Consider the following 26,727-nt stretch of genomic DNA (forward strand, 5'->3'; position numbering starts at 1 on the left):
CCTTACTTCTTCAAAATTCGATCCGATTCATTTTTAAACTTTTCCAATGTAGAATTAATATCCTCATTGTCATACATAATCGCCTCGATCGCGGAGAAGAACTCATGCATAATTACCGGCCATTCAACATCCTTATTCGTATCGATTGCATATTCAAGCTGCTCATAGGCTACTTTACGATTTGGTTCCCTTTCCCAAAGCTCTTGCATTGCTGGTGATTCTGCCATCGTTTTTGTAAATGGAAGATAACCTGAATCAATGACAAACTGCAATAGTCCCTCCGGCTCTTTCATCATCCATTCGATAAATTTCCAAGCAGCTTCTTTATTTTCTGAACCAGCCATCATTGAAATATTTCCACCACCGGTAGGAGTGGCATATACATCATTTTTAGGCAGGAATGTTGTAACGTAATCAAAATCAACGTTTTCCATTAAAGTACCGATTGTACCTGTCGATTGATACATAATCCCAATATTACCGCTCATAAACATTTGGTTAACGATATTACCTGAATCTTGGGCAGGCGGATAGTACATTGCACCCGTACTTTGAACATCTTTTAAATATGAAAATACTTTTTCTCCTATTCCGTTATCAATAAATCCATCGGACGAATGATCTTTATTAAAAAATGTTCCGCCTGACTGAGTAATCATGGCGATTGGATACCAAGTATCATAAGGCATACTGAATCCATAACGCTTAAATTCATTGCCTTCCTTAACAACCAACGCATTAGCTACTTCTTTTAGCTCTTCCCATGTAGTTGGAATCTCCAAGCCATTTTCATCCAGCATGGACTTGTTAACATGTAATATTGGAGTCGAACGATTAAATGGAAGGGATAGAAGCTCATCGTTAAAATAGGAATGACCCATTAGTCCTTCAGCAAAATCATCAATCTTTACATCACTTGATTCAAAGTAAGGTGTCAAGTCCTCCAAAACTTCCGAATCAGCAAACATTTCTACATAGGCGCGTTCGATCATCGCAATATCAGGAGCCGTATTGGCTGAAATCGCTTGTTGTAATTTCGTGGATGCTTCATCATACCCTCCTTGAAAAGAAGCAACAACTTCTATTTCATCTTGCGAGTTGTTAAAGCGACTTAGCATTGCATCAATTAATTCTCCATTCGCACCGCCTAATGAATGCCAAAACTGAAGCGTCGTTTTCTCCCCACTCTTTTTCTCTCCATTGCTACCCTTCTTGCCATCAGCTTCTGTAGAGGTCCCGTCAGCGCTGCATGCAATTAGCAGTACTGAAATCATGGCAATAATCACTGCCGTAAAAATGTTTTTTTTCATTACTTCCCCTCCAAAAATTGTATTTTATTAAGGAATTATTTAATTCCTGAATAAACAAACGCTTTAACAATATACCTGGCGCAAAATACATAAATAAGTAGAATCGGTATGACGAGCACTACATTACCCGCCATGATAATATGCCAATTACTTATTCCTTCTGTTTGCCTAAGCATGGAAATTCCTAATGTTAAAGGGCGAACTTCAGTAGAATCCGTCATGACAAGCGGCCAGAAATAATCATTCCAATGACTGACAAAACTAAATAACGCAATGGTTGCAAGCGCCGGTTTTGACATGGGAGTCATGATTTTCCACATGATTTTAAACTCATTGGCATTATCGAGACGCGCTGCTTCAATTATTTCATCTGGGATTTGCATAAAATACTGCCGTAGTAAAAATATTCCGAAAGCATTAGTCATGAAAGGAAGTATTTGCGGCAATAATGTCTTTATAAGCCCCCAGTCCGCCATCATTAAATACACAGGAATAAAAGTTACTTGTCCCGGTATCATAAAGGCAAGCAATACGAGAGCGAATAATACATTCTTCCCGAAAAAATTGTATCTGGCAAACGCATAGGCAGCCGGAATCATGATGATCAACTGAATGACGATGATGGATGTCGTAATGATGATTGAGTTCTTGGCATAGGTTAAAAACGGCCCTGCTCGCATCGCATCCACAAAGTTAATCCATTGCGGTATTTTAGGCATCATCGTTGGCGGGAATGTCATCGTTTCCTGGAAGGTTTGCAGTGATGTCGAAACCATCCAAGCAAATGGAAATATAAAAATCATGACTACCATGATCTTTAAAAGAATGTTTAATGATCCCCCGAACCGCCGAAAGAATCCTGAATTCAAGCATACTCCCCCCTTCTAGTGCATGTTGGCCTCATTGATAGAAAATCTTTTTAGACAGCAGCCGGAAATAAACGAATGTTAATAGGCCAATAATTAACATTAAAATGACACCGGTGGCAGAAGCATACCCAATATTTGTAGTTCGGTATTGATAGATGTAGTAAACTAGCGTATTGGTTGCATTATTTGGTCCCCCGCCCGTCATGATCCGGACGGTATCGAATACTTTAAATGTTCCAATCGTCATAATAACCAAGATGAAAAAGAGCTGCGGTGAAATTAATGGTAAAGTCAGCTTATAAAATACCTTGGATTTTCTCGCGTTATCCAATGCAGCTGCTTCATAAATGCTAGGTGACACTCCTTGCAACGCTGCGACGATAATAATCGTGTAATATCCAATTGCCTGCCACACGGAGACAATAATGATGGAAATCAGCGCTGTTTTAGAGCTTTGCAGCCATTGGGAAGTTGGTAAGCCCAAGGTTTTCAAAACATAATTGAGAAATCCTAAATTCGGCTCCATCAGCCATAACCAGATGAGCGCAATCGAAACAATGGAAACAATATGCGGTGTAAACAACCCAGCTTGGATAATAAAATTAAGTTTCGTTTGTTTACTAAGCCATAATGCCATCAGGATCGAGATGGTCATGGTTAATGCGACAACACCTAAAGTGTATAAAGACGTGTTGCTTAGAGATTTGTAAAAATCACTTCGCGAAAGGATTTGAATATAATTATCGAACATTACAAATTTGCTTTTTGCCGGGTTCATCAAGTTGTACTTAAAAAAACTCAAGTAGATTAAATTCAAAATCGGATAAATAACGAAAATGAATATCCCGATCATCGCAGGCCCAATCATCACATACGGACGTAGTTTCTCCCAAACCTTTTGTTTATTCATTTCCTAAAACTCCCTTAACTTTTTCAAATAGCTTTGGAAGTTTGAGTGGTCTGATCTAATCCGCTCTTCGTTTTTTCCGAAGAAAAATATATTTTCTTCATGGACCCCAACGTTAATGTCTTGATCGACCTGGTATTTATCTTCGGTACTTTTAGCCATAAAAGAGGCATCATTATATCTGATCTGATATATGGTTTCTGAACCTAACATTTCACGTGTAACGACTTTCCCTTTGATCGAGAAGCAGGATTCAATCGGAGAAGTAGACAATACGATTTTCTCTGGACGAAAACCGAATTTAACTTCATCGACACCCAAATCCGCGATATTCATAGGCGGCACCCCGATAAATTGGGCAACAAATAGATTGTTCGGATCACGATACATCACTTCCGGAGCTGCCTCTTGCTGTATCACTCCTCTATTCATTAAAACGATTGTGTCTGCCATCGACATTGCTTCCACTTGATCATGCGTTACATATACAAAGGTCGTCCCCAATTTCCTGTGTAATTCGATCAGATCAATTCTCATCTGCGCCCTTAATTTAGCATCCAAATTTGATAATGGTTCATCCATTAAAAAGACGGATGGATTTTTCACCATGGCGCGTGCCAATGCAACACGCTGTCTTTGGCCTCCAGATAAGGTTGACGGCATGCGATCAAGGTATTCAAAGAGACCGACACTTTTACTGATACTATCTACCAGTTGCTTCCTTTCTTCTTTTTTGACTTTGTTATTGACCAGTCCAAATTCAATGTTTTCCTTGACCGTCATCGTCGGATAAAGTGCGTAATTTTGAAACACCATGGAGACGCCACGCTGGCCTGGCGGAATATTGGTCACGTCTTTTTCACCGATAATGACTTGTCCAGAGGTTTGAGGGCCAATTCCTGCTATCATTCGAAGAAGCGTTGTTTTTCCACAACCGGAGGGCCCTACTAACACAGTAAAAGATCCATCTTTAATCCTTAAATTTAAATTTTCGATAACGACATGTTGGTTAAATGTTTTCGTAACTTGATTAAATTCGATTGACGCCAATTCATATACCTCCTTACATCATTCTTTTGATTGCATTACCAGTGAAACTCCAATAAGATTTTTTCCCACCCGCGTTTTTTATGTGCATAGTCCATCACATTTTTTAAGTCATCTACCGACCTGATCGCTGTTTTCTTATTTGGAAGCAATTCGCTTAATACCTTTTGGTAGGAAGGATTTTTCATCGCTTCTAAAACAGGCGGATAATCCTGAACTGAACTTCTGCTGCTTCCTTTCAATGAAATTCCCTTTTCCAGAACATCCCTCGTGTTAATTGGAACCTTTTCCTCTGAAACACCCATTAAAAGGATTTCACTCAACGGATTTAATATGTCGATCGCTTGATTGATTGCACTTTCTGAGAATTTCCCTCCTGTACAGTCAATGGCAATATCATAACGATTTCCTTCCGCGAAATTATAACGTAGGACATTGAAGCATTTGGCAAACTCAAAGTGTTTCAGCTTCTCGGGGTCTGCCCCAAAAACAGTCAGTCTATCTTCGTCCAAACCATATATGTACTTCAGCATCGTAGCTGTGATATAACCAACCGGTCCGTCTCCAAAAACAGCAACCGCTGCGTTTTGTAACTTATCCTTAATCGAAAGAAGTGCTTGATAGGATACTGTACATAATTCTGCTAAAACGGCGATTTCATCAGGAACTTCTTTTGGTATGGGAATCACACAAGCAGAAGGCATGACAATCCTGCTTTGGGTTAACCCATCATATCCGCTTCCCAAAAAGATCCTATGTGCACAATAATTAGGGCCATTTTCTTTTTGACATATTGGGCAGCAAGTATCTGCTTCCTTTCCTTCCAGACTATAGCCGGGAATGTTTGGAACAATTACAACCCTGGTTCCTACAGGCAGTCGCTCTGACTTGCTTTTCACTACTTTTCCGATTCCTTCATGAATCAAAGCCATTGGAAGCTTTTCTTTTAATGCTTCCGGCCTTCTATCGCCGGAAAAGTAACGAAGGTCTGCGTGACAGATACTCCCCAAAATCGGTTCAACGACTACTTCCCAGTCTTGTATGGGATGGGACATGTTTACTTCTTCAAAAACGCCAGGACCTATCAATCGATAAACCGTTGATACAATATGATCACTCACTTCTAACACATTATCGAGCTCCTTCCAGCAATACATTTGAACATTCAAATAAGTATATGATTTTTGAATATTTAATTAAAAGATACAAAGAAACGGAATGTTTGTCAATGCCCATTTGAACACAAATGAACATTTTATTTAAAAATACTCAAATAACGCATAGGTAATTTTTCATATTCATTCACTTTTATTGATAATGAACAAAACGCTAGATTCATGTATTACTTTACATTCGGTTTATAAACAATGATTGTATTTTTGATTACTTTCATGTAAAGTTCTTGTTATAATTGAGCACAAGTGAACAAATACAAGCAAAATAAAGGGCATAATAGAATAAAGAGCTTTTATTCTATTCATTTGAGAGGTGCATTCAATGTTACCGTTGGAAAGACAACAACAAATATTAAAGTATGTTAGAAATAACACCGCTACCTCCATTTCAGACTTAGCGAGCCATTTTAACGTACACGAAGCAACAATTAGGCGTGATATTCGTTTATTAGTGAAAAAGAAGTTTCTCATTAGAACACATGGAGGCGTCATGATCGATGAGGAAGTACATTCTGAGCCCTCTTTTCAGGAACGTACTGCCGTCCAATACGAGGAAAAATCGCGGATAGGCAAGCAGGCAGCTGAGCTGATAAAGGATGGAGAAAACATCATTTTAGATTCAGGGACAACGACCCTTCATATTGCCAATGCCATCATTCATAAAAAAAATATAACTGTCATAACAAATGATATAAACATCGCGGCGATTCTTCGATCTGCAAAATCAATCAAAGTGATTGTCACTGGAGGAATCTTATTTCCCGATAGCTTTATGTTAAATGGGATGATTACCGATGAAGTTCTAGGGACCATTCATGTTCACAAGGCATTTTTAGGGACACCAGCCCTCCACCCCCAAAAAGGTCTGACACATTTTGATGAGTTTCTTGTTTCTGCTAAACGGGGGATGATCCGCGCTGCTAAACAAGTTATTGTCGTTGCAGATCACACAAAGATTGGCAGCGTCTCTCTGCATAAGGTAGCCGGCATTAAACAGATCGACGATATTATTACGGGAATAGAAGCTAAAGATTTAGATTTACATCTCTGGGAGGAACAAGGGGTCCGCATACACTTGGCATAAAGTGATAGCAAGACATTCGGTGGGGTCATCGATAAAAAAAGGAGCTGTCCTTTGGACAGCTCCTCTTCTCTCGGTATGTAAAAATCGATGTGCGGTACCAATTCAACACCTGCGTTATCTTCGCTTATTCTACCCTTTCAGATAATCTTTTATTGAACGACAGGCCTATTTGACTTATTCAAGCTCTTTCTTCAAGTTATCCTTTAGAATAATGAATAATCATGGCTTCTTTCGTACCTTCATCGTAAGCGATCCACAACTCATCTCCAACGACTACACCATATACGGGTTCAATCGTCTGTGTAATATGGTAGGTACTGCCATCCTTTTCTACAATAATATTGGCAAATGGGCGTTCTCCCCTTGTCCCGTCAAAATGTACGGAGAGCACTTTAGCCGCCCCCTGCTTGCCTTGGAGTAATCGGGCTTCCTTCTGTAAATCGTCTATCTCCATGCTGACTGGAATGACTGTGCCCACTTGAACAGACAGATTTTCTGGCGCAAAGATGCTATTGACCTTACGAATTCTGTCTGTCCCGCTCGTAATCATGACTTCCATAAGAATAAGCTGCTTATTTTCAATCTTGACCAGCATTTTCTCTACATCGATCACTTCACCCTGCAAGGAGAGTTGGTCTGATGCCTTGACTGTGCTTTTATAACCGTACCTGAAAATTCTAGGCATTCCTTGAATCAGAATAAGGTCCGCTCGTTCACCAGTACGATATTCAAATCCAACAGGCTGAACGACAGGGATCCTATAATCACGTCCTTCGGCTGTGAAGCGAAGCTGAAGGGCTTGTCCCCGGTTTACATTTCCATACCATTCGATACTGGTGAGGACCGCATCTTTAATATGAACCGGTGCAGCATCCTGCGCCACAGTTTTTAGATCCTCTTCTGTGATGAACACTGCCTTGTGTTTCTTACGGTTGTAACTGATCAGTACGGTATCGCCAATTTGTATAGGATTCAAATAGGAGATGATCTTCTTGATCTCAACCTCTTTCACTTGGCCTTCATCCTCGAATTGAACGGTAAACCGGACTTGCGGACGTTCATTCACATAGGTACCCGTTTCTTCCATATCGATAATCCGGCCTTGAATATGCTCGCCATCTCGCACTTTTTTCATGCTTGATCTTGCTAACATGCCAGGGGCGATTGCGGCGCCCAGGAATAACACTAGAACGATAAAGACCCAAGCCACCCAGTTAATGACGATCGCTCCACCTTGTTTTACATAATTCCAGAAACTTTGAAGGGAGACTTTGTTTTCTTCTTCTTTGAGCATCCATCCTTCGACCTGATCGCTCGAAATCAGTTGAGCCTCCTGGTTGTTCAGATCCATAAAACCCGACGCCAGATCCCCTCCGCGATAGTAAAGGTCGTTACTGCCCAATTGTTTGTAAAACTGAGTCTCGCTATTTTTCAGATTCTCGTAATTCAGTTTCTTCAAAAAAACCGTGGCATCTTGAAATTCTCCGGATTTCTCATTGAATACATATCCAATCACCGATCCTTTTACTTCATCTTCTGCCGTAGAACCGGCGATCAGAACTTCCTCGTCATTCAATAAGAATACACGGGCTTGATATACCGGCTTTGGTGTAGGAACCGCTGTCCCCCAATGGTTCTCGTTCGCGTCATAAAATGATGCTTCTTCAGGGTAGTTCCCATTTTCACGCACCAGCTTACGATTATTGAAACCGAAGTTGTCTGCGAACTGAGCGCCAGCCCGATCCTGTGCAGCGAACGTCCCTTCATCCTCGTTTTGAATCAGTATGGATACATCGCCATTTTTGTCTAGTATCCCGCTGACTAACGCAGTTCGACCGTTTTGCAAACTTACCGAAAATAATGGGACTGCCTGGTCGTTCTCAAAACTCCCATGCACTTCATCGATTCGGACAGGCCTGGCCGGAAGCAGACCCTCTTCGCCCAAATTCACTTCTTCCAGCTTTCCATCTTTTACTTGCGCAACAAAAAACGCATGTGGCGATTCCCAAGCTGCAATGAGTCTGCCTCGCCAGGAATACACATTAGAACGCCATGAGGATGGGATGTCTATCGTTGCCTGCGCTAACTCTTCGACCTCACCTGTTGCGTGGAAGTAGTTTACTTGCAGCCCACGTGAATCGTCGTAGGTTGGGAAGATGATTCCATCCTTTTGATAAGTCGCCGGCCCCAGTCCCCCTTGGAAATCAGTATGTACAGTGGTCTTGTTAATGATCGTTTCCTTATCGGTATCAAAAAGATAAACGTCGTATTGTTCACCAAATCGGTCATCGTTTGCAAAGCCGACCAACTTCTTTCCCTGATCCAGCATATAAGCGCTCTCCAAGGATGGTGTGGAGACATCAACATATCTCAAATAATCTTTCCACATAGAAAAACTCAAATATAGTACTGGAATCAAAAATACCAAATTGACGAGAGGTATCGCTCGCTTTTTTCTCATTCCGTTGTCCTCCCGTTACATCCCATTCGGAAATTTATCTGTTAGGTAAAGATCTCGTTTACCCAATGGTGGATACCACATTTCCATCCTGGTCTTTGATGTACGTTTTAACGACCTGTATGATCAAGTCTTTATAAGAAGACAAACGAATTTCTCCTTCTTCCGGGAGAAGTTTGTGCATGAGCTCACTGACAACCGCTTCATCAAGTTTTAAAACGACCGTATGCTCATCTGCTTCAATTCCAGTCGTTGCAGCGGGCTCTAATGATACGCTTATCTCTCTATTTGCTAACGTTAAATTTTTCCCCTTAAGCAGCCGGGCGCGCAGCAGCTTTCCGACTGTATCAGCTTGTTTTGCTCCCAGTGTGAGGACAGCCGGCTTCTTTTTGAACAAACCAGTCTTACCAGATTCCCATTTCAGTTGATCCACAAATAAAAATCCGGTGCTCGAACCGTCACGATCTATTCCGATCTGAACACTTTCTTGAATAGCAGGGACTCGCAGCATAGAATTTCGGGATAAATCTGTAATATAACCCGGAATTTCTGCTTTTCCAGCTTCAAGTAAACCTTTTGTATTCCATATTTTCATAGCTTCAAGCTCATCCTCAGTAATTCCAACCATTTGAAGAAATTCAACGCGCCCGTTAGGCGTTTGCAGCGTATCTAGTTCCGGATCGTGGATAAAGGCGAGGGCGGTTAGCTCTGTATCGGCTCCCAAGCAGATCGGTCCATTTGCATCCAAATAATCACCTGAAGCGAATATATTACCGCTGTTAAACACATAGCGCCCCATGTTTTGAAGCAGGTTCAACGCCCAAGCTGGAGGCTCCTCCTCATCCTTGCTGCGGGCCACCCGAAAAGTAAGTTCAAATCCATAGCCGCTATGATCAAGGTCTTCCAATTCCTTCTCATAAAGCTCGGAGAACCCAAACGTTACAATATGCCAGTGCGGAGAAGGCGTTTCCGCTTTATATGCGCTAAGACCATCCAATGGGTCCTGCCCGCCAAGCATATAAGGAATCGCAGTGCCATAATGCTTCGGTTCCTGTTCCCCGTAAAGCTTCGTTACTGCTTCTTCAATTGCATCCCATCCAGTCGTGTTTACTTCTTCCGTCATAATTTCCCCTCCAACTCGTATCGTACAAAATAAACTAGACTCAATTGTACTGATGTTATTTTAGAGTTCAGCAAAGTCTTTTTTGTCATGTTCTAAATTGTAAATATAATCACAAGATATGCATTCCTCGCTCTCGCAATCTATTCATTATACTAAAAAATGAAAGAAATAAAAAAAGCCACTGATCCTAATCAGCGGCTTTGTACTGTTTTCATAACTACGGACCAGGGGCTCAGCTCTACCGAAGCTCAATTACAATTTCTTGATCTGCATTCAGCTTTTCAAACTGGCTTATTAACTCATTATATCTTTCATCATCTAATTCGAACTCAATGTCTATTGAATCCTTTACCCCTAGTGATATTGCGGTCTCTTCAGATAAATAGATTGACGTTAATTTTCGACTAAGTATGATCTTTACTATCCCCCCGTATGCAGATCTATCTTCACTATTAAGGGTAATTTGAACCTTATTTAGAACGGGTATATCTTCAATCCATAATGACTTTTGAAATAACACATATTCCTTGGTCTGAAATTCATCATCAGCAAATCCAATTAATACTGTCTCATCCTCAATACCAACATAAACGAATGATGCTTTTAGTAAGATCGACATGTATTACTCCTCTCTCACCGATACATTCCTGGTGACTTATCAGGGATGGAACAATTCTTTGTCATTAACCGGCCTGTATCAATTGATCAAAATGTAAATTCCGCTTAATGGGAGCATGTGGGAAAGTTCTAGTATCCTTCATATCTTGATGTTACTATTTTAAAGGCAGAGACTACCAGATACATATGAAGTAATTTTTAAATAATTATTGGGAGGCAGACATGGAACAAAGGCTTATTGATCAATTGAACGAGTGGTATGAAGCAGACGAACATCAGCGAATTGTCGATTCGCTTTTAACAATTCCTGATGAAGACCAGGACTATGAATCAATCACCCATTTGGCCAGAGCCTATAACAATTTGGGGCTTTACGAAGAAGGGCTCTCTCATTTTGATAAAATTTCTGAGGCTGGCAAGCAGGATCCTCTCTGGCATTATCGGGTAGGTTTTGCTCTTTATTATTTAAAGCGCTATGAGGAAGCAGCTCAAGCTTTCAGCAGGTCGGATTAATTAGTGCCTGGTGATCAAAGCACGGAGTACTTTTTAAGACAAAGCATTCGAAAAGCGGAGAAACAGAAAAAAGAAGAACTCCGTCTTGCCAAGAAAAAAGCTTCCTTTGAACGCAGTGGTCCGGCATTAGAGAAGGTTGCATTTTCAGAAGCGTTTTTAGCTGATTTCTGGGAGGATAGCGAGTATGCAAGAGAAGATTATCAATCTGAGCCGCCTACGGATGAACTGATTGATTCAATCGAGAAAGAGCTTGGGTACAAGCTTCCCTCCTCTTATATTCAGCTGATGAAGCATCAGAATGGCGGGATACCGAAAAACACCAACTTCCCGACAGAGGAACCGACTTCCTGGGCGGAGGATCATATTGCGATTACAGGAATCAGTGGAATTGGCCGGGAGAAAAGCTACGCCTTATGTGGGGACATGGGCAGCCAATTTATGATTGAAGAATGGGGATATCCTGATATCGGCGTAGTGATCTGTGATTGTCCCTCAGCCGGCCATGATGTCGTCATGTTGGACTATCGAGCATGCGGTAAAGATGGTGAACCTGAGGTTATCCATGTCGATCAAGAAGATGATTATGAAATTACCTTCCTTGCCGATAATTTTGAGGAGTTTATCAAGGGCCTGGTGAACGATGAAGAATATGATACTTCTGAGGAAGACAAAGAAGAAGCCCTGGATAAAGTGGCGCACGGCAAATTTTCTCCGCTGCTTGAGGAGCTGTGCTCGCGGGTAACCGAAATGGACCAGGTTGAACAGAAAATCCGCAGCATCTGTACACGGATTGTCGAAGCGAAAGGCTATTTTTCGTTTCATGCGGATGAATTATCCTATCTCATGTATGATGTGCAGTTTTGGTTGTATACGAAATCCTATCCAAACACCAGCCGCGATCAATATTTGGCAGCCTACCAGAACATAATCGCCTTTGGCGGTGAATTCGGCCAACAGGGATATGCTCCGGCCTTCATTACAGATTGGCTTGATGCCCGCATGAAAGAAGGGCGGATCTTACAAGATCATGGGATGATCCGGTTTACCGATTCATATGCTGAGGCAGTGATTAAGGAATTAAAAGAAGCCTAATCCAGGTCAGGTTTATGGCTGTTTAGTTGCTGAGTAGAAAAATACAAAACAATTCCATCTACAGATGTTTAACAACAAACGGAGCCTGCATTGGCTCCGTTTTACATTTACTACATATTATTATGTAATCTGAAGGAGATAAGCAATAAAAATCCAAGTTGTTAATTTCCTACTCTTGGATAAAGGAATAAATATCGTCCTCAGTAAGATCAAATAACTTCATCTTAATCGTTTCGTAATGTGCAGATGAAATCTTTACTACCTCTTTAAGGGAAACACTGATCAAATAGAAATCACCATCTTCAATAGCCAAGAAATCACCATCAGATAATTCTCTTACGTGCAACATTCTACGGTCTTCTACTTCAACTTCAAATACTTCACTCTCATTAAAGCTTTGGATTCCCATAGATAACAATCCCCTCTTCACGGTTGCATCCAAAGGCTTTTCTTTCACTTTCATAAAGTCAATGTTGATTCTATTAAGATCTAAATCAGATAGAATCAATTCAACATCGGAGGAAACACCTGCAATTACTCCGCAGTTAAAAAAAACCTCAAGTTGGACATCTTTGCCTATCTTTTCATTAAATATTTTAACATCAGTGATAGAATAATCTTTCTCACCTTTTTTTTCATACTTTCTTATGACTTCCCTTTGATAGGAAACACCAAAATAATGATCTGAATATCCGGTTACAGGAAAAACATCTTTCAAGATCCCTTCCTTTATTTGTTTTAGATAAACCGAATATTCACCTGGCAGTTTTTCTAAAACTGCTATCAGCATTTTATTAAAGCTGTCAATATCAATTGCAGCAGATCTTTCTTTACGAAAAAAACCAAACAACTTCGTCACTCCCAGCCGTTATTTTCGTACTCATTTTAATTTACTTCTTCAGTCAATTATTTTAACTTTTCCCGGTAACCGGAATTTTCATAGCGGGCTCTTCTACTATTCAGCGGGAGTTCTGCTCCAATCTCTCATTCAGTGCAACCGCAAGTTCTTTAAAGCGCTTCTCCTCTTCCGTATCCAAATCATCCCTATTCATCCAGTACTCCCCCTCCAACAATTCATACATGTCGAGAAGGGTAATTTCCGGAGTGGCTGGATTATGAAAAACGGACAGCATCGGCTCTGGGCCGTCATCCCAGTTGTATCCGTTCACAATGGCATGTAAAATTTCCTGCGAGTTGATCCGTTCTAGCGTTTCGCACATCTTGTCCTGCGATTCTTCATACAGAACCTCATCAACAAGCTTTTGTTCTTCCTTTGTCAAAGAAAGGCGAACGGCTCCTGTGGTTCCGATCAGAAGGTCAGCGAGCTTTTTATCCATACGGGCAGCATTCCAGGCTGTAGCTAGTATGCCCAGTGGTGAGTCCAGTTTGGCCCCTGCTTCGATGAGCTTTGACAAGGCTTCTATTTGCTTAAACTTCACAGCTTTCTTTAGCGGTGTATCACCAAGTTTATCCTGCGCCTCAAGATCTGCTCCATGCTCGATCAATATCTCGATTGCCTGAACAGGCATGCGATTGGTCAGGAAAAGCATGAGCGGCGTTCTCCCCCGCTCGTCCCGTTCATTCACATCCAATTCCTCTGCTGCCTTCTGTACAATTGCCAGATCATCTGTCTTGCTGACTTCCTTCCAATTCAAGCGTACTCCCCCTTTGACAAGCTGCGATTTAAAACATGCTCGTTATTCACCTTCACTCGTATTACGTTGCATATGAATAGATAGCAGATACCTTCAGCATCAATGATATTATTGAACCAGAAAGTGTGCGTAATTGAAACACACAAAAACTTTGAAACGTTTCTTGGCAAAAAACGTATACCTATAATATAGAAGGAGGGAAAGCGATGAATATCTTTATTACAGCTATTATCATTATTATTTCAGCTTTCGCTATTCGAATGATTGCGGCCTCTAGAAAAAGATTTAAATTACGAATTGAAGAACTGCCTATTCCAGAAAACCTTGGCATACAGATGGATGGTTTACAGCTACCCGTCCAACACTTAGGAAATGCTTTAACGAATTCCTATGCTTCTGATGTGAAAAACCGCTTCATGCAAGAAAATCCAAAGGTAAAAGAGTATGAGTTTGAATGGGTTTTCTTTGAATTAAAACGATACTTTATTATGAATCGTTTACTGAAATCAGTGCCAATGTTCAGCCCAATTGTGGATGACATTTGGCATGAGATGCTTATGTTTACGAGAGACTACGATAAATTTTCCAAAGACTTTTATGGAGAACTACTGCACCATGCGCCAAATATGGATGTAACCCCTATTCCTGGTGAAAGAGGATTTTTTGATTGGGTTTATTTAAGCTTATTTGAATCTACCCCTAATAGCAGGACCATTTGGGGAGGATTTCTGAAAAATCCAATTGGACATGAGATAATGGATGATTTCCGAAACCTATCAGAAGAAGAACTGTTGCAGAAGTATTTTCGGAATAACAATGAGGAGCTTACTCTTAAGAAGGATTTGATTCAGAAACTTAAAAATGAAATTTTAGCATCCGAACAAATGATGAAAGAAGACAATGAACCAAATCCCATACCATCATCAACACCTGAATCGCAATTGTTTTATTTAGCCGCTGGTGCAGCCGTCTTTTATTCATTGAGTGATCCGGATTCTGACATGTTCCAAGATCAAATTGCTGATGTAATTCCTAATGAATATTATAAGATATCCGCTGCCGGCGGCGGAGCTACCTGTTCTGGATTTTCATGCAGCAGTTCTTCCTGTGATTCTGGCGGAGACTCAGGAGGATCAAGCTGTTCCAGTTGCGGCAGCGGCTGCAGCAGTTAAATGATGGTTGATGATACTCAGATGAACTTCAATGATTTGATATCTTGAACAGAGAAACTAGTCAGCTGCAGCCAGGCCATCAAGCCTGGCTGATTTTAATGGCAGTGATGGATATTAATAGGGTATCTCGATAGTGCAAAAAATCGACAGCCCAAACTGCAGACGGGCTGCTGGTTCCCGAATGCTTACATATCACGAAGCAGTGCAGTATCCAAATACTCTTTCCCCAAATAACCGCTGCAGATGACAGGACGGTTAATGACTTCATACATTTTCTTAAGATCCGGTATATACTCTTCGGACCAAGTTGTAATATCATTTTCTAAGATAATCTTTATAGCATCCTTCCGTACACGTATCTCTCAGATCTATTTCTCCTCGTTGCGAGATTGTATGTATTAGCAAATCCCATATATTTATATTCCGTAATAGTGTTTATAGTTATTCATCATTTCAATCTTCGAGAAGCCAGCAAAATCAGTATCTTTACGTTTCTTTAGATAATTCATTTCCTGATCCGCTTCTTTACTTGCTATGGTCATTAGATAATCGATTGTATTATCAAATCCTGCGCCGCATAAGAGCTGAACATCAATATAGCAGCTTGTATCAAAGTTTTTTTGCTTTGCTTCCCAGATAATTAAACTGTCTTCAACTTCCCCAATAGAAAACAACATGATACAAAGGGTTTTAAGGTATTCATTGTCCTCGGCATCTTCATTATCAATTTCATCCTTCAACAAACCTCTTAATTCCGTCCTATGTTTACTGTCAGGCTCTAATCCGTATTCATCTAAAATTTTTTCTTCTTTATTCATTTCATTCACTCTTTCAATTTGTGCCTTTTAGAAGTAGTTATACTTCTCGTTTCTCACTTGGATTATAAATAATCCGTTGGTAATCCCAGTCTTTCGAATCCATATCCCCTAAATACATCCGTTCATGCTCAGGAACAAGCTCGTATTTTTCTTTTAAATTGGCTCGATTGAAATCACTTGGATCGGCTAGATAATGATAGTACGCTTCTCTGCAGATTTCTAATGTTGTTTTCTCTCCTCTTAGTTTATTGAACGCATCGAACAGTTCTTTTTGTTTTTCTTCTTTGCCTGCCGCATACAACACTGCTGATAAAGACACTTCACCTAATCCTGCGATCGTAACCTCTAAGGTCTGAGTGAATTCTGTAAATAATATTCTCTTCTCAAACAACGTGGCAACTTCATCAATTTGAAAGTACTTTTCGAAGTCTGAATTATATATTCCAACAAGACCATTTTCGTATACGACCATATTAACCAGATAATTTTTTTCATTTTCTCTCATAAAAATAAAAAAGCCTTTACCTTCAACTGTCTCATAGAACATTTCTCGCACCACATGGAAATCAACAGCTGTCGGTGAATGGACAATCTTTCTTCTTTCATTTACCTCTTTTTGAGTCTTAGTTATGGTAAAAATATTTTCGAACTCCGGATTGAGTTGTTTTACTTTATTTACCACATTTTCATAATATGTATCCTGATCGTACAGCCAATTCGCCGATTCGATCTTATATGCGCCTAATCCATGGATGGAAAGCGTTTTATCCAAAGGCACAATCGGCGTTAACCAGCCTACGTCTATTTTTTCTTTAAGCCCTTTTAAATCTACAAGCTCCCAACAATTCGCCATACCATCTTCATAAATATCGAGATTGATAAAGAAATATTGGCCCCCATTATGAATGATGCCCGGCATAGTGGTGCCTTCAACTTCTTTTTTTCTTCTGACTTTTTGCATCTTTATTTATACCTCCAAATTGTTGTGACCCGGCAGGAACTGGTACGGTGCTATATTAACGAAAATGGTATACAGCATCTCTTTAATAGACTTTATAAATTCCTTTCATTTTCAAATGTTAATAGGCTTGTATCGTATATGTAACCGTAAATGTAATAGGTATCGTTATCGAGTCGATATGGAATGGATAATTCCTTTAATATACTAACGAAGTCATTTGTAATATCAATTACTTCGGGTGATATCAGCTGGCCCCGATGTTTCAAATAGCGTGGCCTTACTCTAATCCACTCAACTCTGTAAAATGGTACAATGCCCTCTATCCAATCCCCCCAATACCAAACATCCGTTTCAAATTCTTCTGGTTGTATTCTATCCTCTAAAACATACTTGATTTGGTATGGAGGCGGAAATGACAGCGTATTTAGAACAGCATCTTGGAGTTCTCGCCACTTTGTATCATTCATGATAGAAACCAAATTTCGTTCAGTAATGGCTTCAATGACTTTCAATTTGTTTTGATTTGGTACCATTTTGAAAACCCCAGTTCGATAATTGATTTATTTAAGTAAAATAGATTTCGGATTATGTATTGACCGCAACATTGTCAAGGCAGCCTTCGTCTCGGCTTCTCGGAAAGCAATGGTCTACAGCCCAGCAGATGTCCCGCTTCTCCACAAGCTTGATTGACCTGATCGAGATGTGCCGGCTCCACTTCCCATAGCCAGAGCCCCTCCCCGAGATTCGTTAACTTGCCGTGTTCTTTGCTCCTGCCAATCCATTCTCCCAGCTTTACTCCATCGATTCCGAGCCGCAAATGCTGACTGTTCACCAAGTTACAGGGGTAAACCATCCGGAGCTTTTCCCCCGAGTACCGTCCCTTGCCCTTATACAATCCGGGTGTCTCTTTGTTAAATGCAAAACCGTTCTCATATGGAAATAAAGTTGCCCCATTAATTCCTGCCGCATATTGATAGGCACGAGTCATTTTATCTGCGGAATAGATAATTCCATAGGAAAAGCGGGGAAATCGCTTTGCTGCGTCTGTAAGCCACGCTGTCAAAGGGGCATACACTTCTCCAAGTGAGCATTCGCAGCACGCTGTGAAATGAGGAAAGCTTCCGTAATCCGCGGTTTCTCGGCTGAATGCCGCATACCAAGGTGTCGAACCCTCTCGCTCATGATATAGCCAGAACGCATCACAAGCTCCGTTTGACACATTCTCTTGTAAATGATCGAGAGAAATGTCGAACAGCTGATGATCCCCTGCATGATCTCCATTGCTTAATAATTTGTAATATGCTGCGGCGTTCGCACTGGCACCGATCGCCTCAAAAAAAGACAATCCTATGTCCAAAGAGTCGGTCGCGCTAATCATCTCTGTACCATAGATTGCAATTCCCGTGATCAAGATATTCACCTCCAATTTTCAAGGATAAGGAGTAAAGCTTGCTAATGTTTTATAACATTTTTTTTGAATGATACTCCTTTAATTTCGCTTCAATGAAAGCCCAAGCACTTGAGACATCCTTGAAGACCCAATCAATTTCATCTATTTTTTTCGTCCCCCATGGCCCAACAATCAGGGTTCTGACCGCTTCCTCAGAATTCTCCCCGACAAGTATGGCAACGGGAAATGGCCTATCTCTGTACTTGTAGCTGCCAATATAGAATACATCTTCCAATTGATCTCCCCACTCATAGGACAATTCACTTAAATCGATAATTAATCCACGCGGATTCCAGGCTTCTAAAACGGCTTCACCAATGGCTCTCATAAAACGCGCATCTGAATTACCTCGTGAACCAAATCCATACTCTCCAATAAACTTTAGTATCATGATGTCGCAAAAATTTACTTCGCTTGATTTACCAATATGAACTTCATATGTAAGGTCACTCAAATCTTCTAACCTTTTTTGAGTTGTAGATATATTCATGGGCTCCTCCGAGTTCTTTGGTGAATATTTATTGTAATTTCTTTTTTAATCTCTCTATCGCTTTTACCAATTCATTTTTATTACTCGCATCCTTTATCCACCTCGGAAGTCGACTCGCTAAACTTTTGGTTACTATTCGGTATTCTGCTTCTTATTTTCGATGTGATGTAACTCTCCAAAAATAGTAAATGTTCCTTATTAAAGGCCCATAACTCTCTACCGCAACAAGAGGTTCTCAACCAGAGCTTGTGATCATAGCAGATCCCTTCATTTCGTCGCCAAGATTCCATACCGTTCTCCAGACGCCTGATATCTTTTATGTATCCGCAATCGTGGCAGGAGATGGTACAACTATTATGTTTCAATACAATCATTCTTTGACATTCGGTACATTCCAATAGCTTGTCGTAGTCTTGAAAGAAGTTATATATTGTTGCTCCTGTATCGTTGAATCGACTATTCATTGATACCTCCATATTGTGTGGGCTATCTCGGATATCCTTGCAAACTCTATATGCTTGTTCAACTTCCATTGTTTCTTCCTCAACAATAAACATTAATAGAAATCGCAATACACCATCCAATCCTGTTTTTCTTGATTGAAGAAAAAATAAAAGCTGCCACTATCCACAATGTTGAAAAGAGCCTTTTCATCAGAGCTTAACTGAAAGACAAATGGGTAACTTTCCCCAAAAGAGATTCCACCTTGAGTAAAAGAAGGATACCCTCCAACTTTATGGGTGGGATAGATTTTTTCTACAATATCTTCGTAATACTCAATCCCTTCCTCTGATTCAAGCCGTAGTATTTCATTTTCTATTTCAGGAGCAATGCTATCAGAATCCTCCCAAGAAGGTGAGTCATTATAAACTAATAAAGGTGTTAATGGAAAAGCTTTTATCATCTTAGATTGTTTATTTAACTTTTGTAATTCATCCAGTTCCTTATAACAATTTATCTTGAAAAAAGGAGATAAATCATCCACATTTAGATGATTAAATACATCAAAATCCATATAAATCGTTACTAACTGATAACTTGTTAATTCTTTCGGTACATGGGGTAAATTGTACAGAAACATTGTGCAAACAGGATCAAAATTTGAAGGTATCGTCTCCCCTTCTTTTCCCCATAAAACCTTGCCAATCCAGCTTTCCCCTATTTCCTCTGTTGGCCGAAATCCACCTGTTTGAAAGATTGTGGCCTGTTTAAACAGGGATTTTTTAATTTGCGTAACGTTCAACAAATTCACCTTCTAATCTTTTTTTAGTGAGGGTTCAAATAAAACGTTGCGTAGTATTGTACCTCGTTCACCTTTCACCTACGCCGGAAATCTTCAATTCGTCTCCGTACTACCGCTGAGGGAATTAGTTGGATATGTTCACCTTTATCGTTGCAGGTGAAAATCCCTTTGAAAGCTTCAGGCATGGCATCGTACTGTTTCTGCAGCTGTTCATGAAATTTTTTGAAACAATCATAAGAATATTTCTCCAACAGGTAGGGCATCAAAAAAGCAGACCGCAAGATCTCATATTCCTCATAATTATAAGGGGTACTCTCGGGGCGTTTTTTTAAGATTTCCAACATCCTTTTCATCAAAACGGCAACTTCTTCTTCACTTGCAAAGGCAGCCTATCCACGAATGGCAGTAAGCCGCATATCCAAATACCGCTCTTTTTTAAAGGCCTTTAGAAAAAAGTCCTTTCCGTCCTTTGGAAGATCTAAAACGAATTGCTTTAACAAAGCATTTCGTTTAGCAATATCCTTTGTTTTAAAATAGGTTTCCATTTTTATGTTTATTTCGTCCATATCTCCTGCTTCCTCCTAAGCTTTGAGGTCCGCTTGGCTGAACACTCGTATCCCTCCCATTGCTTGGTTTACTGCTACCTATCCATTAATTCCCTAAGTCTCGATAGTATCTTTGTTACATGTCCGTTTATGATGACTCCTTCGAATAGCCCTTCAGTAAATCGGTCTCCACGTATATAGCTTGTCATCAATTTTCTGAGAGTATCTACATCTGCCTCCATTACCTGCTCTTCGATATCGTTTCTTATATCCTTAAAAATTTCATTTTCATTCAACCAACTCTTCCAATCAAATACAATGAGAAAATCTGAATTGCATAATTCCTCGTGGAAATCTTGAATTTCTTCGCACTCAAGCATTTGCTTTTTTTCCTCTTCACTAGCCAATGCGTCTAATCTTTGAAAAAAGCCAAGAAACTTTACCAGCTTATGTAGCTCTTCATTTTTTATTTCTGAAATATGGGTCATCAGTTTCCTCTCAATTCATATCTATTTACTAAATTATTCTTCATATACTTTATGATCGATCAGCATAACTTCATTTACCCAGTTATCCAAGGAGTTGAATTCTCGTGTTTTTGGCCATCTTGCGTCTATTTCTTTATCCATCTTCCATGTTAGATGTACTTGTACATACTTATTTGGATTCGTTTTGTATTGGTATAATACTTCGTCTTTATCTTCTCTTCTGGCAATGACTTCAAGATCGGCCCCATATAGAATATGGTTTTCAGATACTTCTTTATGTAATTCTTCAAGGAAAATCATTGAAGTTTCGGGCATCCATGGTTCTGCAAAATTCCTATGCGGACGGAACATAAAATCCCCCCTATTAATATCATGGATTTGGTATAAAGCAGAGCATAAGTTACCGCTTATAGTCCGGCTGTTCCAAAGCAATAGGGTTCGGATTGTTCAGCACCCAATGCACGGCCAGTTCGCATAGTCTTGCAGGTTCCTCACTGCCATGGCCGTTGTGAAGTTCCTTTACCAATGTTACTGCCTATTGAAGTGCAGCGGGATGCAGTGGGGTGCCCATGCTATAGTAATCGATCAGACTTTTGAGCATCTGGCGAAATTGGTTATCCCAGTTGATCCCGCCGTTATCTAATATTTCATATGACACTTTACCAGTAATACGTATCACCTCACCCTGCACGGTGTTCGCATGTCCCTGTGAAGGAATTAATAAACTCCAGAGTTCATGGTGCTGCGCCTGCCATCCCTTAGTTGATACTGCTATTGGAGAGGTGCCGTCGTGAATCTTTCGTTTCCCTACTGGGGGAACATCAAATAGCTCATATAAACGGTATAACCCCTCATCTGTTTGATTCAAATATTCTTTATTAAAGCCTTCTCTGTGAAATTCAAACTCGTTTCCGACTCGCTTAACCGAATCTTTCATTTCCGGCGTCACCGTTGCTCCAGCGTTAAGCAAAATATCGGCAACTTCTGCCATATTGGCGATATCAATGTTTCTGCACACAGCCAATGCTTTTGCTAAAGGAGTCTGTTTCCTCCTATTTTCTGCGCTGATATTTGCGCCTTTCGCAACCAGCGTATGAACCGCTTTTGGTTTAAATGAACCTGCAGCGGCAAATAAAGGTGTCTCGTTTTGATAATCAACGGCTTCTATATCTGCACCCAAATCAAGCAGCAATTCTATATTTCCACACCAACTGATTGCCTGTTTATGCAGGGGTGTACTTCCGTAATTATCTTTGGCATTTATATCAGCCCCCTGTTCCACGAGCCAGATAACCAATTCATCCGGAATATTGAAAAAGCTCAAGGCAGTTGATTTACTGTAGCCGCCTCGGGCATCCAGTTCGCATTTGGTAAATACCTCTTTCAATGCTGATATGTCGCCTGCTTTAATCAGTTCATCGAAGTTTTTTGGTAGGGTTTTTCTTTTCCTTCCCATACGCTATCTCTCCTAACCCAGATTTCACTTTATCACTAGATCTTTCTATATTATCAAATAGATCAGGTACAACATGCCAAAAACCTATCCTCCTGTCAAAAAAAAGACAAAGGCTCATTTTAGTCCCTAAGTCTGAAACCGGAGCAGGATGCTTCTATAGGAAACATCAAATTGTAAATGGTGTACAGTTCCATACAATTAATAAAAGCTTATACATGAATTTCATTTCAAATAAAAAGGAGTTGATGTAATATGGAAATAATTGAGTCAGTATACAGCAAACGGGGCATTTTGCGGAATAGAGATTAGAAGAATAGTTTAGCATTGGGAATATTTTGCGTATCACATTTTTAGAATATTGGAAATGTAGTTCGGAGTGTTTAAGGCCATGTGTCGAAATGGCTTTTCTGAGGGGAGGAAAAAAATGATTGAATTACGAAAAATAACCAGGGAAAACATTGAGGAAGTAATAGCACTTGAAGTTGAAGACAATCAAAAAGACTTTATAGAAACTACGAATCTCAGAAGCTTTGCAGACGCTCATATGTTGAACACAGATGGCATACCGGCGTCTCCTTTTGCTATTTATGCCGATGAGGTTGCGGTTGGATTTTTGATGTATGTTTATGATACGTTGGATCATGAATCATTTGAAAATGAAGTTTTTTACGGGAAAAAGAGCTATTTTATTTGGCATATGATGATTGATAAAAGTCATCAGGGAAAAGGATATGGCAAACTTGCCTTTGAAAAGATGTTGATGGATATTAAAACAATGCCAGATGGGGAAGCAGAGTATGCAGTCCTCTTTTACCGGACAAATAATGTTAAAGCTAAAAGATTATACGCTTCATTTGGTTTCATAGATACAGGCATCATTCAGGATAATAATTCGATGTTGGCTATAAAAAAACTAGATGAGAAAATACCGGGATCCTTTGTGGAATAGGAACTTCTGGATAGAAATATAAGCTCATTCAATATATAACGAGACCGTAAGCCTGTCAGATAAGGACTTGCCATATGTACTTACTGAGACCATGACGAATGAGGTCATATTTTGTACAAAAAGGATAGATGGAACCATCTATCCTTTTCTTTTTACCCCATGGTTTGTGCTTAAGGTTACTGTGCCTTTTGAAAAACAAGGACATATTTGGTTTTGATCAAAGTGTAACTAAATAAATTGAGTCAATAGTTGGTTAAGCTTAATCCGTTCTTCCCAGAAAGCACCATGACCACTATATTGAAACGGAACAAGCTGTGAATTTCTTATTTTCTCATTCAGTACCTGAGCTTGTGAAAATGGAATAACTTTATCATGAATGCCGTGAATGATTAACGTAGGAACATTAATTTTTGGAAGATCTGCATACAACTTCTCATCTCTTAATGTAATGATAATCGCAGCTGTCGACCAGCTGGCTGCTTGTAATCCCATTTGTAGAAACCAGTCCGAAAATGGTTTCGTTATATACTGAAAGAAAAAGCCATCTGTTACATCCTGCATCATTTTAGGTCGATCATTTACGTTTTCTTTAAGAAATTTATTAGCAGTTTCTGCGGTAAATCCAGTTGGAGCAGCCGCATCAACAAGTACAAGCTTTGATACCCCTGAACCGTTGTGACGGGACATGTATCGAATTGCGATAGCCCCGCCGGTAGAGTGACCCACAAGAGTAAAATTGTCTATTTGAAGTAAATCCACTACTATGCGGATATCATCTGCAAGTCTGTTAAAAGTATAGCTGCTCATAGGTTTATCCGATTTTCCAAAGCCCCTCCAGTCTATACCAATACAGCGATAGCCCATGGCAGGAAGAACATTAAACTGATATTCAAACTGTTTATGGCTTAACGGCCAGCCGTGTAAAAATACAATGGTCTTATTTCCCCCCGGGTTAATATCTTCTACATATAAATTTACCCCTGGCTCTACAGTAACAAAGTACCCCATGAAGATTCCTCCCTGGTTTATATGATTTCATTAGTAAGATATTCTTTTTAGTTAACATAGATGAGCACCTATCCTAGATGTAAAGTCAACAAGGACGGGTAACTACTCAAATAATGGAGAAATACATTAAAATAAACGACATATAGAGTGATGAAGTCATCACTAAAACGGAAAGGAGTTACATACCAACCATAAATTATTAAACAGTTCGAATAAAAGAGTATTGATGTTAATATGGAAATATAAAGAAATATAACTGGAAAAATAAAAAAGATGAAAAGGCCCTTGAGTTTCAACCCTAAACAATCGTGTGACTGCGCTGGGATCTGCCCTTGTAGCACTTGTCATTTTCTTATGTAAATAATCGGCGAAGGAGGGATATGAGATGATTGATGCGCGTGAGCCGCTAATTGTAGAGTTCCCTTTGAGAGGAGAATGGCACTCTCCTAACACCCCAGGTACAAAAATTCCGAGTCACGGCACAAATAAGTTAGGATCAAGATATGCTTATGACTTTGTACAAGTGGATTGGGAAAGAAAGGGTTGGCCCGCCTATCGCGTTAGTTTGGCGCAATATCTACTTTTTGGAGTTCCCTTAGATGAATTTTATTGTTGGGGGCAAGATGTATATGCTCCTTGCGAAGGGATCATTGTCCAAGCAGAGGATGGTTATAAAGAACGAACAAGCACAAAATTGCTTTCAGATATCTCTAACGCTTATAAAAATGCTCGTTATTTTGACCCTAAGAAAGATGATATACAATCCGTTGCTGGCAACTATATCATTATAAAATGCAGCGACAATGTATATGCTGCATTAGTCCACCTTCAAACAGGGTCCATTCAGGTTTCAGTCGGTCAACATGTAAAAAAAGGAGAGGTTATTGGGAGAGTTGGTCATTCAGGTAACTCCTTTGCTCCACATCTGCATTTTCAACTTATGGATAGTAGTGATATAGCTGCTGCAAACGGATTGCCATTTGCTTTTGAAAGATACGAATTATTTAAAAACGGTATATGGGAAAAAGTAAGTAATGGGATACCAACTAATAAGGATAGGATAAGATTTCAAAAATCTGATGAAACTCCATAAAGGGGTACCGTCAGGAAAATAAACTATTAGGGACATTAACCATTGATAAAATAACATTTTATGGATTGATATATACACATGCATTATTTCTATTTGCTCAAGATATTAATATTACTTATGTATCTAATCGATTAGGTTACATTAATGCTCAAACTACACAGAATTATTATTTAGAAACAATGCTAGAAAAAAAGCACCGGCAAGATGCCGATGCTTTTTTTTGAAAATACTTTGTAAACGTTGATTAACGTTTTGAGAACTGTGGTGCACGACGTGCGCCTTTAAGTCCGTATTTCTTACGTTCTTTCATACGTGGGTCACGTGTAAGCAATCCTGCGCGCTTAAGAGTTGTGCGGTATTCAGGATCCACTTCGAGCAATGCACGAGCGATGCCGTGGCGGATTGCTCCTGCTTGTCCTGTGTAGCCGCCTCCTTTGACGGTTACAAGAACATTGTAGCTGCTGACAGTTTCTGTAGCTGTAAGCGGCTGTTTGATTACTTCGCGCAAAGCGGCGAATGGGATATAGTCTTCTACTTCACGATCGTTAATGATGATACGGCCTTCGCCTGGTACTAGACGTACGCGGGCAACAGAGCTTTTACGGCGACCTGTACCATAGTATTGAACTTGTGCCAATATAATGCCCTCCCTTTAATTATCCGCGAAGTTCGTATACTTCCGGTTTTTGTGCTTGGTGCTGATGCTCAGCGCCAGCGTAAACATGCAGTTTCTTGAACATTTGGCGTCCAAGGGAACCTTTAGGAAGCATGCCTTTGATAGCCAATTCGAGCATTTTTTCAGGTTGCTTCGTACGCATTTCCAGAGCTGTTCTTGTTTTCAAACCGCCTGCATAGCCTGAATGACGGTAGTAGATTTTGTCAGTCAATTTCTTGCCTGTCAATTCGATTTTTTCTGCATTGATAAGAATTACGTGATCGCCAGTGTCAACATGCGGAGTGAAAGTTGGTTTATGTTTGCCGCGCAAAATGGACGCCACTTCAGAAGCCAGACGGCCAAGTGTTTTGCCTTCAGCGTCTACAACCAACCATTTGCGGTCGATTTCGCCGGCTTTTGCCATATACGTAGTACGCATTTAGTACCCTCCCAAAAAGTAAAAAATTTCATGTTCGTATTTATTTTCATCACAATAAGTTTCCGGGGCTTATCGTGGGGTTAAAAACAATACCATAGGATATCTTATC

At 40.0% G+C, this 26,727-nt stretch carries 30 protein-coding genes; 6 read left to right on the forward strand and 24 right to left on the reverse strand.

Annotated features, from left to right (window positions below):
• Positions 1 to 2: 2 nt before the first annotated feature.
• From AC0TWI_RS04270 to AC0TWI_RS04290, 5 genes are all read right to left on the reverse strand, one after another.
• The gene (locus tag AC0TWI_RS04270; RefSeq protein ID WP_488125100.1) at positions 3 to 1,310 is read right to left on the reverse strand and encodes an ABC transporter substrate-binding protein; all 1,308 of its coding nucleotides are present in this window, start codon (positions 1,308 to 1,310) and stop codon (positions 3 to 5) included.
• A gap of 35 nt (positions 1,311 to 1,345) precedes the next feature.
• Positions 1,346 to 2,122, reverse strand: a complete 777-nt coding sequence (locus AC0TWI_RS04275) for a carbohydrate ABC transporter permease (protein WP_488125191.1) — start codon at positions 2,120 to 2,122, stop codon at positions 1,346 to 1,348.
• Between the two features lie 88 nt (positions 2,123 to 2,210).
• A complete protein-coding gene (locus AC0TWI_RS04280) occupies positions 2,211 to 3,089 on the reverse strand; it encodes a carbohydrate ABC transporter permease (RefSeq protein ID WP_488125101.1) in 879 nt (292 codons plus the stop codon).
• 3 nt (positions 3,090 to 3,092) lie between these two features.
• Entirely contained in the window at positions 3,093 to 4,136 is a 1,044-nt protein-coding gene (locus AC0TWI_RS04285) for an ABC transporter ATP-binding protein (protein ID WP_488125102.1), read from the reverse strand.
• 35 nt (positions 4,137 to 4,171) lie between these two features.
• Positions 4,172 to 5,263: an alcohol dehydrogenase catalytic domain-containing protein gene (locus AC0TWI_RS04290; protein ID WP_488125103.1), complete on the reverse strand. Its 1,092-nt coding sequence runs from the start codon at positions 5,261 to 5,263 to the stop codon at positions 4,172 to 4,174.
• Between the two features lie 367 nt (positions 5,264 to 5,630).
• On the opposite strand from AC0TWI_RS04290, the gene AC0TWI_RS04295 reads away from it, so the two are divergent.
• Positions 5,631 to 6,392, forward strand: a complete 762-nt coding sequence (locus AC0TWI_RS04295) for a DeoR/GlpR family DNA-binding transcription regulator (protein ID WP_488125104.1) — start codon at positions 5,631 to 5,633, stop codon at positions 6,390 to 6,392.
• A gap of 196 nt (positions 6,393 to 6,588) precedes the next feature.
• Here AC0TWI_RS04295 and AC0TWI_RS04300 read toward each other — a convergent pair whose 3' ends face one another.
• The 3 genes from AC0TWI_RS04300 to AC0TWI_RS04310 form a co-directional block, all read right to left on the reverse strand.
• Positions 6,589 to 8,853 carry a hypothetical protein gene (locus AC0TWI_RS04300; RefSeq protein ID WP_488125105.1) on the reverse strand — a complete coding sequence of 755 codons (2,265 nt, stop codon included), beginning with the start codon at positions 8,851 to 8,853 and terminating at the stop codon, positions 6,589 to 6,591.
• A 58-nt stretch (positions 8,854 to 8,911) separates the two neighbouring features.
• Complete coding sequence (locus tag AC0TWI_RS04305; RefSeq protein WP_488125106.1) at positions 8,912 to 9,973, reverse strand: suppressor of fused domain protein; 1,062 nt, start codon at positions 9,971 to 9,973, stop codon at positions 8,912 to 8,914.
• A 238-nt stretch (positions 9,974 to 10,211) separates the two neighbouring features.
• Entirely contained in the window at positions 10,212 to 10,592 is a 381-nt protein-coding gene (locus tag AC0TWI_RS04310; protein WP_488125107.1) for an Imm10 family immunity protein, read from the reverse strand.
• 221 nt (positions 10,593 to 10,813) lie between these two features.
• On the opposite strand from AC0TWI_RS04310, the gene AC0TWI_RS04315 reads away from it, so the two are divergent.
• Entirely contained in the window at positions 10,814 to 11,104 is a 291-nt protein-coding gene (locus AC0TWI_RS04315; protein ID WP_488125108.1) for a hypothetical protein, read from the forward strand.
• A 3-nt stretch (positions 11,105 to 11,107) separates the two neighbouring features.
• Positions 11,108 to 12,196 (forward strand): SMI1/KNR4 family protein, encoded by a 1,089-nt coding sequence (locus tag AC0TWI_RS04320; RefSeq protein ID WP_488125109.1) that lies wholly within the window; start codon positions 11,108 to 11,110, stop codon positions 12,194 to 12,196.
• Between the two features lie 169 nt (positions 12,197 to 12,365).
• Here the strand turns inward: AC0TWI_RS04320 and AC0TWI_RS04325 are convergent, their stop codons facing one another.
• A complete protein-coding gene (locus AC0TWI_RS04325) occupies positions 12,366 to 13,046 on the reverse strand; it encodes a hypothetical protein (protein WP_488125110.1) in 681 nt (226 codons plus the stop codon).
• 109 nt (positions 13,047 to 13,155) lie between these two features.
• The gene (locus AC0TWI_RS04330) at positions 13,156 to 13,851 is read right to left on the reverse strand and encodes a DUF4274 domain-containing protein (protein WP_488125111.1); all 696 of its coding nucleotides are present in this window, start codon (positions 13,849 to 13,851) and stop codon (positions 13,156 to 13,158) included.
• 206 nt (positions 13,852 to 14,057) lie between these two features.
• Here AC0TWI_RS04330 and AC0TWI_RS04335 point away from each other — a divergent pair, with 206 nt between their 5' ends.
• A complete protein-coding gene (locus AC0TWI_RS04335) occupies positions 14,058 to 15,023 on the forward strand; it encodes a glycine-rich domain-containing protein (RefSeq protein WP_488125112.1) in 966 nt (321 codons plus the stop codon).
• A gap of 416 nt (positions 15,024 to 15,439) precedes the next feature.
• Here the strand turns inward: AC0TWI_RS04335 and AC0TWI_RS04340 are convergent, their stop codons facing one another.
• The 11 genes from AC0TWI_RS04340 to AC0TWI_RS04390 all read right to left on the reverse strand — a co-directional run bounded on the left by AC0TWI_RS04340 (position 15,440) and on the right by AC0TWI_RS04390 (position 22,474).
• Entirely contained in the window at positions 15,440 to 15,841 is a 402-nt protein-coding gene (locus AC0TWI_RS04340; protein WP_488125113.1) for a hypothetical protein, read from the reverse strand.
• 37 nt (positions 15,842 to 15,878) lie between these two features.
• Entirely contained in the window at positions 15,879 to 16,802 is a 924-nt protein-coding gene (locus AC0TWI_RS04345) for a DUF7638 domain-containing protein (protein ID WP_488125114.1), read from the reverse strand.
• A gap of 92 nt (positions 16,803 to 16,894) precedes the next feature.
• The gene (locus AC0TWI_RS04350) at positions 16,895 to 17,335 is read right to left on the reverse strand and encodes a DUF6678 family protein (RefSeq protein WP_488125115.1); all 441 of its coding nucleotides are present in this window, start codon (positions 17,333 to 17,335) and stop codon (positions 16,895 to 16,897) included.
• 74 nt (positions 17,336 to 17,409) lie between these two features.
• On the reverse strand, positions 17,410 to 18,213 hold the full coding sequence (locus AC0TWI_RS04355) for a hypothetical protein (RefSeq protein WP_488125116.1): 804 nt from the start codon (positions 18,211 to 18,213) through the stop codon (positions 17,410 to 17,412).
• A gap of 49 nt (positions 18,214 to 18,262) precedes the next feature.
• Complete coding sequence (locus AC0TWI_RS04360; protein WP_488125117.1) at positions 18,263 to 18,742, reverse strand: hypothetical protein; 480 nt, start codon at positions 18,740 to 18,742, stop codon at positions 18,263 to 18,265.
• 556 nt (positions 18,743 to 19,298) lie between these two features.
• Positions 19,299 to 19,985, reverse strand: coding sequence for a DUF1963 domain-containing protein (locus AC0TWI_RS04365; protein ID WP_488125118.1), 687 nt, complete (start codon positions 19,983 to 19,985; stop codon positions 19,299 to 19,301).
• 389 nt (positions 19,986 to 20,374) lie between these two features.
• Positions 20,375 to 20,551, reverse strand: a complete 177-nt coding sequence (locus AC0TWI_RS04370; RefSeq protein WP_488125119.1) for a hypothetical protein — start codon at positions 20,549 to 20,551, stop codon at positions 20,375 to 20,377.
• Positions 20,552 to 20,625: 74 nt separating this feature from the next.
• Entirely contained in the window at positions 20,626 to 21,018 is a 393-nt protein-coding gene (locus AC0TWI_RS04375) for a DUF6508 domain-containing protein (RefSeq protein WP_488125120.1), read from the reverse strand.
• 33 nt (positions 21,019 to 21,051) lie between these two features.
• The gene (locus tag AC0TWI_RS04380; RefSeq protein WP_488125121.1) at positions 21,052 to 21,369 is read right to left on the reverse strand and encodes a hypothetical protein; all 318 of its coding nucleotides are present in this window, start codon (positions 21,367 to 21,369) and stop codon (positions 21,052 to 21,054) included.
• 49 nt (positions 21,370 to 21,418) lie between these two features.
• Positions 21,419 to 21,544, reverse strand: coding sequence for a hypothetical protein (locus AC0TWI_RS04385; protein WP_488125122.1), 126 nt, complete (start codon positions 21,542 to 21,544; stop codon positions 21,419 to 21,421).
• 9 nt (positions 21,545 to 21,553) lie between these two features.
• Positions 21,554 to 22,474, reverse strand: coding sequence for an ankyrin repeat domain-containing protein (locus AC0TWI_RS04390; RefSeq protein WP_488125123.1), 921 nt, complete (start codon positions 22,472 to 22,474; stop codon positions 21,554 to 21,556).
• 424 nt (positions 22,475 to 22,898) lie between these two features.
• On the opposite strand from AC0TWI_RS04390, the gene AC0TWI_RS04395 reads away from it, so the two are divergent.
• Positions 22,899 to 23,423, forward strand: a complete 525-nt coding sequence (locus AC0TWI_RS04395; RefSeq protein ID WP_488125124.1) for a GNAT family N-acetyltransferase — start codon at positions 22,899 to 22,901, stop codon at positions 23,421 to 23,423.
• A 228-nt stretch (positions 23,424 to 23,651) separates the two neighbouring features.
• Here AC0TWI_RS04395 and AC0TWI_RS04400 read toward each other — a convergent pair whose 3' ends face one another.
• Positions 23,652 to 24,431 (reverse strand): alpha/beta fold hydrolase, encoded by a 780-nt coding sequence (locus AC0TWI_RS04400; protein ID WP_488125125.1) that lies wholly within the window; start codon positions 24,429 to 24,431, stop codon positions 23,652 to 23,654.
• Positions 24,432 to 24,816: 385 nt separating this feature from the next.
• On the opposite strand from AC0TWI_RS04400, the gene AC0TWI_RS04405 reads away from it, so the two are divergent.
• Positions 24,817 to 25,524, forward strand: a complete 708-nt coding sequence (locus AC0TWI_RS04405) for a M23 family metallopeptidase (protein WP_488125126.1) — start codon at positions 24,817 to 24,819, stop codon at positions 25,522 to 25,524.
• A 244-nt stretch (positions 25,525 to 25,768) separates the two neighbouring features.
• Here the strand turns inward: AC0TWI_RS04405 and rpsI are convergent, their stop codons facing one another.
• Together rpsI and rplM are read right to left on the reverse strand one after the other, a co-directional pair.
• Positions 25,769 to 26,161 carry a 30S ribosomal protein S9 gene (gene rpsI, locus AC0TWI_RS04410; RefSeq protein ID WP_488125127.1) on the reverse strand — a complete coding sequence of 131 codons (393 nt, stop codon included), beginning with the start codon at positions 26,159 to 26,161 and terminating at the stop codon, positions 25,769 to 25,771.
• A 19-nt stretch (positions 26,162 to 26,180) separates the two neighbouring features.
• On the reverse strand, positions 26,181 to 26,618 hold the full coding sequence (gene rplM, locus AC0TWI_RS04415) for a 50S ribosomal protein L13 (RefSeq protein ID WP_488125128.1): 438 nt from the start codon (positions 26,616 to 26,618) through the stop codon (positions 26,181 to 26,183).
• Positions 26,619 to 26,727: the final 109 nt, after the last annotated feature.

It is taken from the genome of Lederbergia sp. B243.17 (assembly GCF_057657925.1).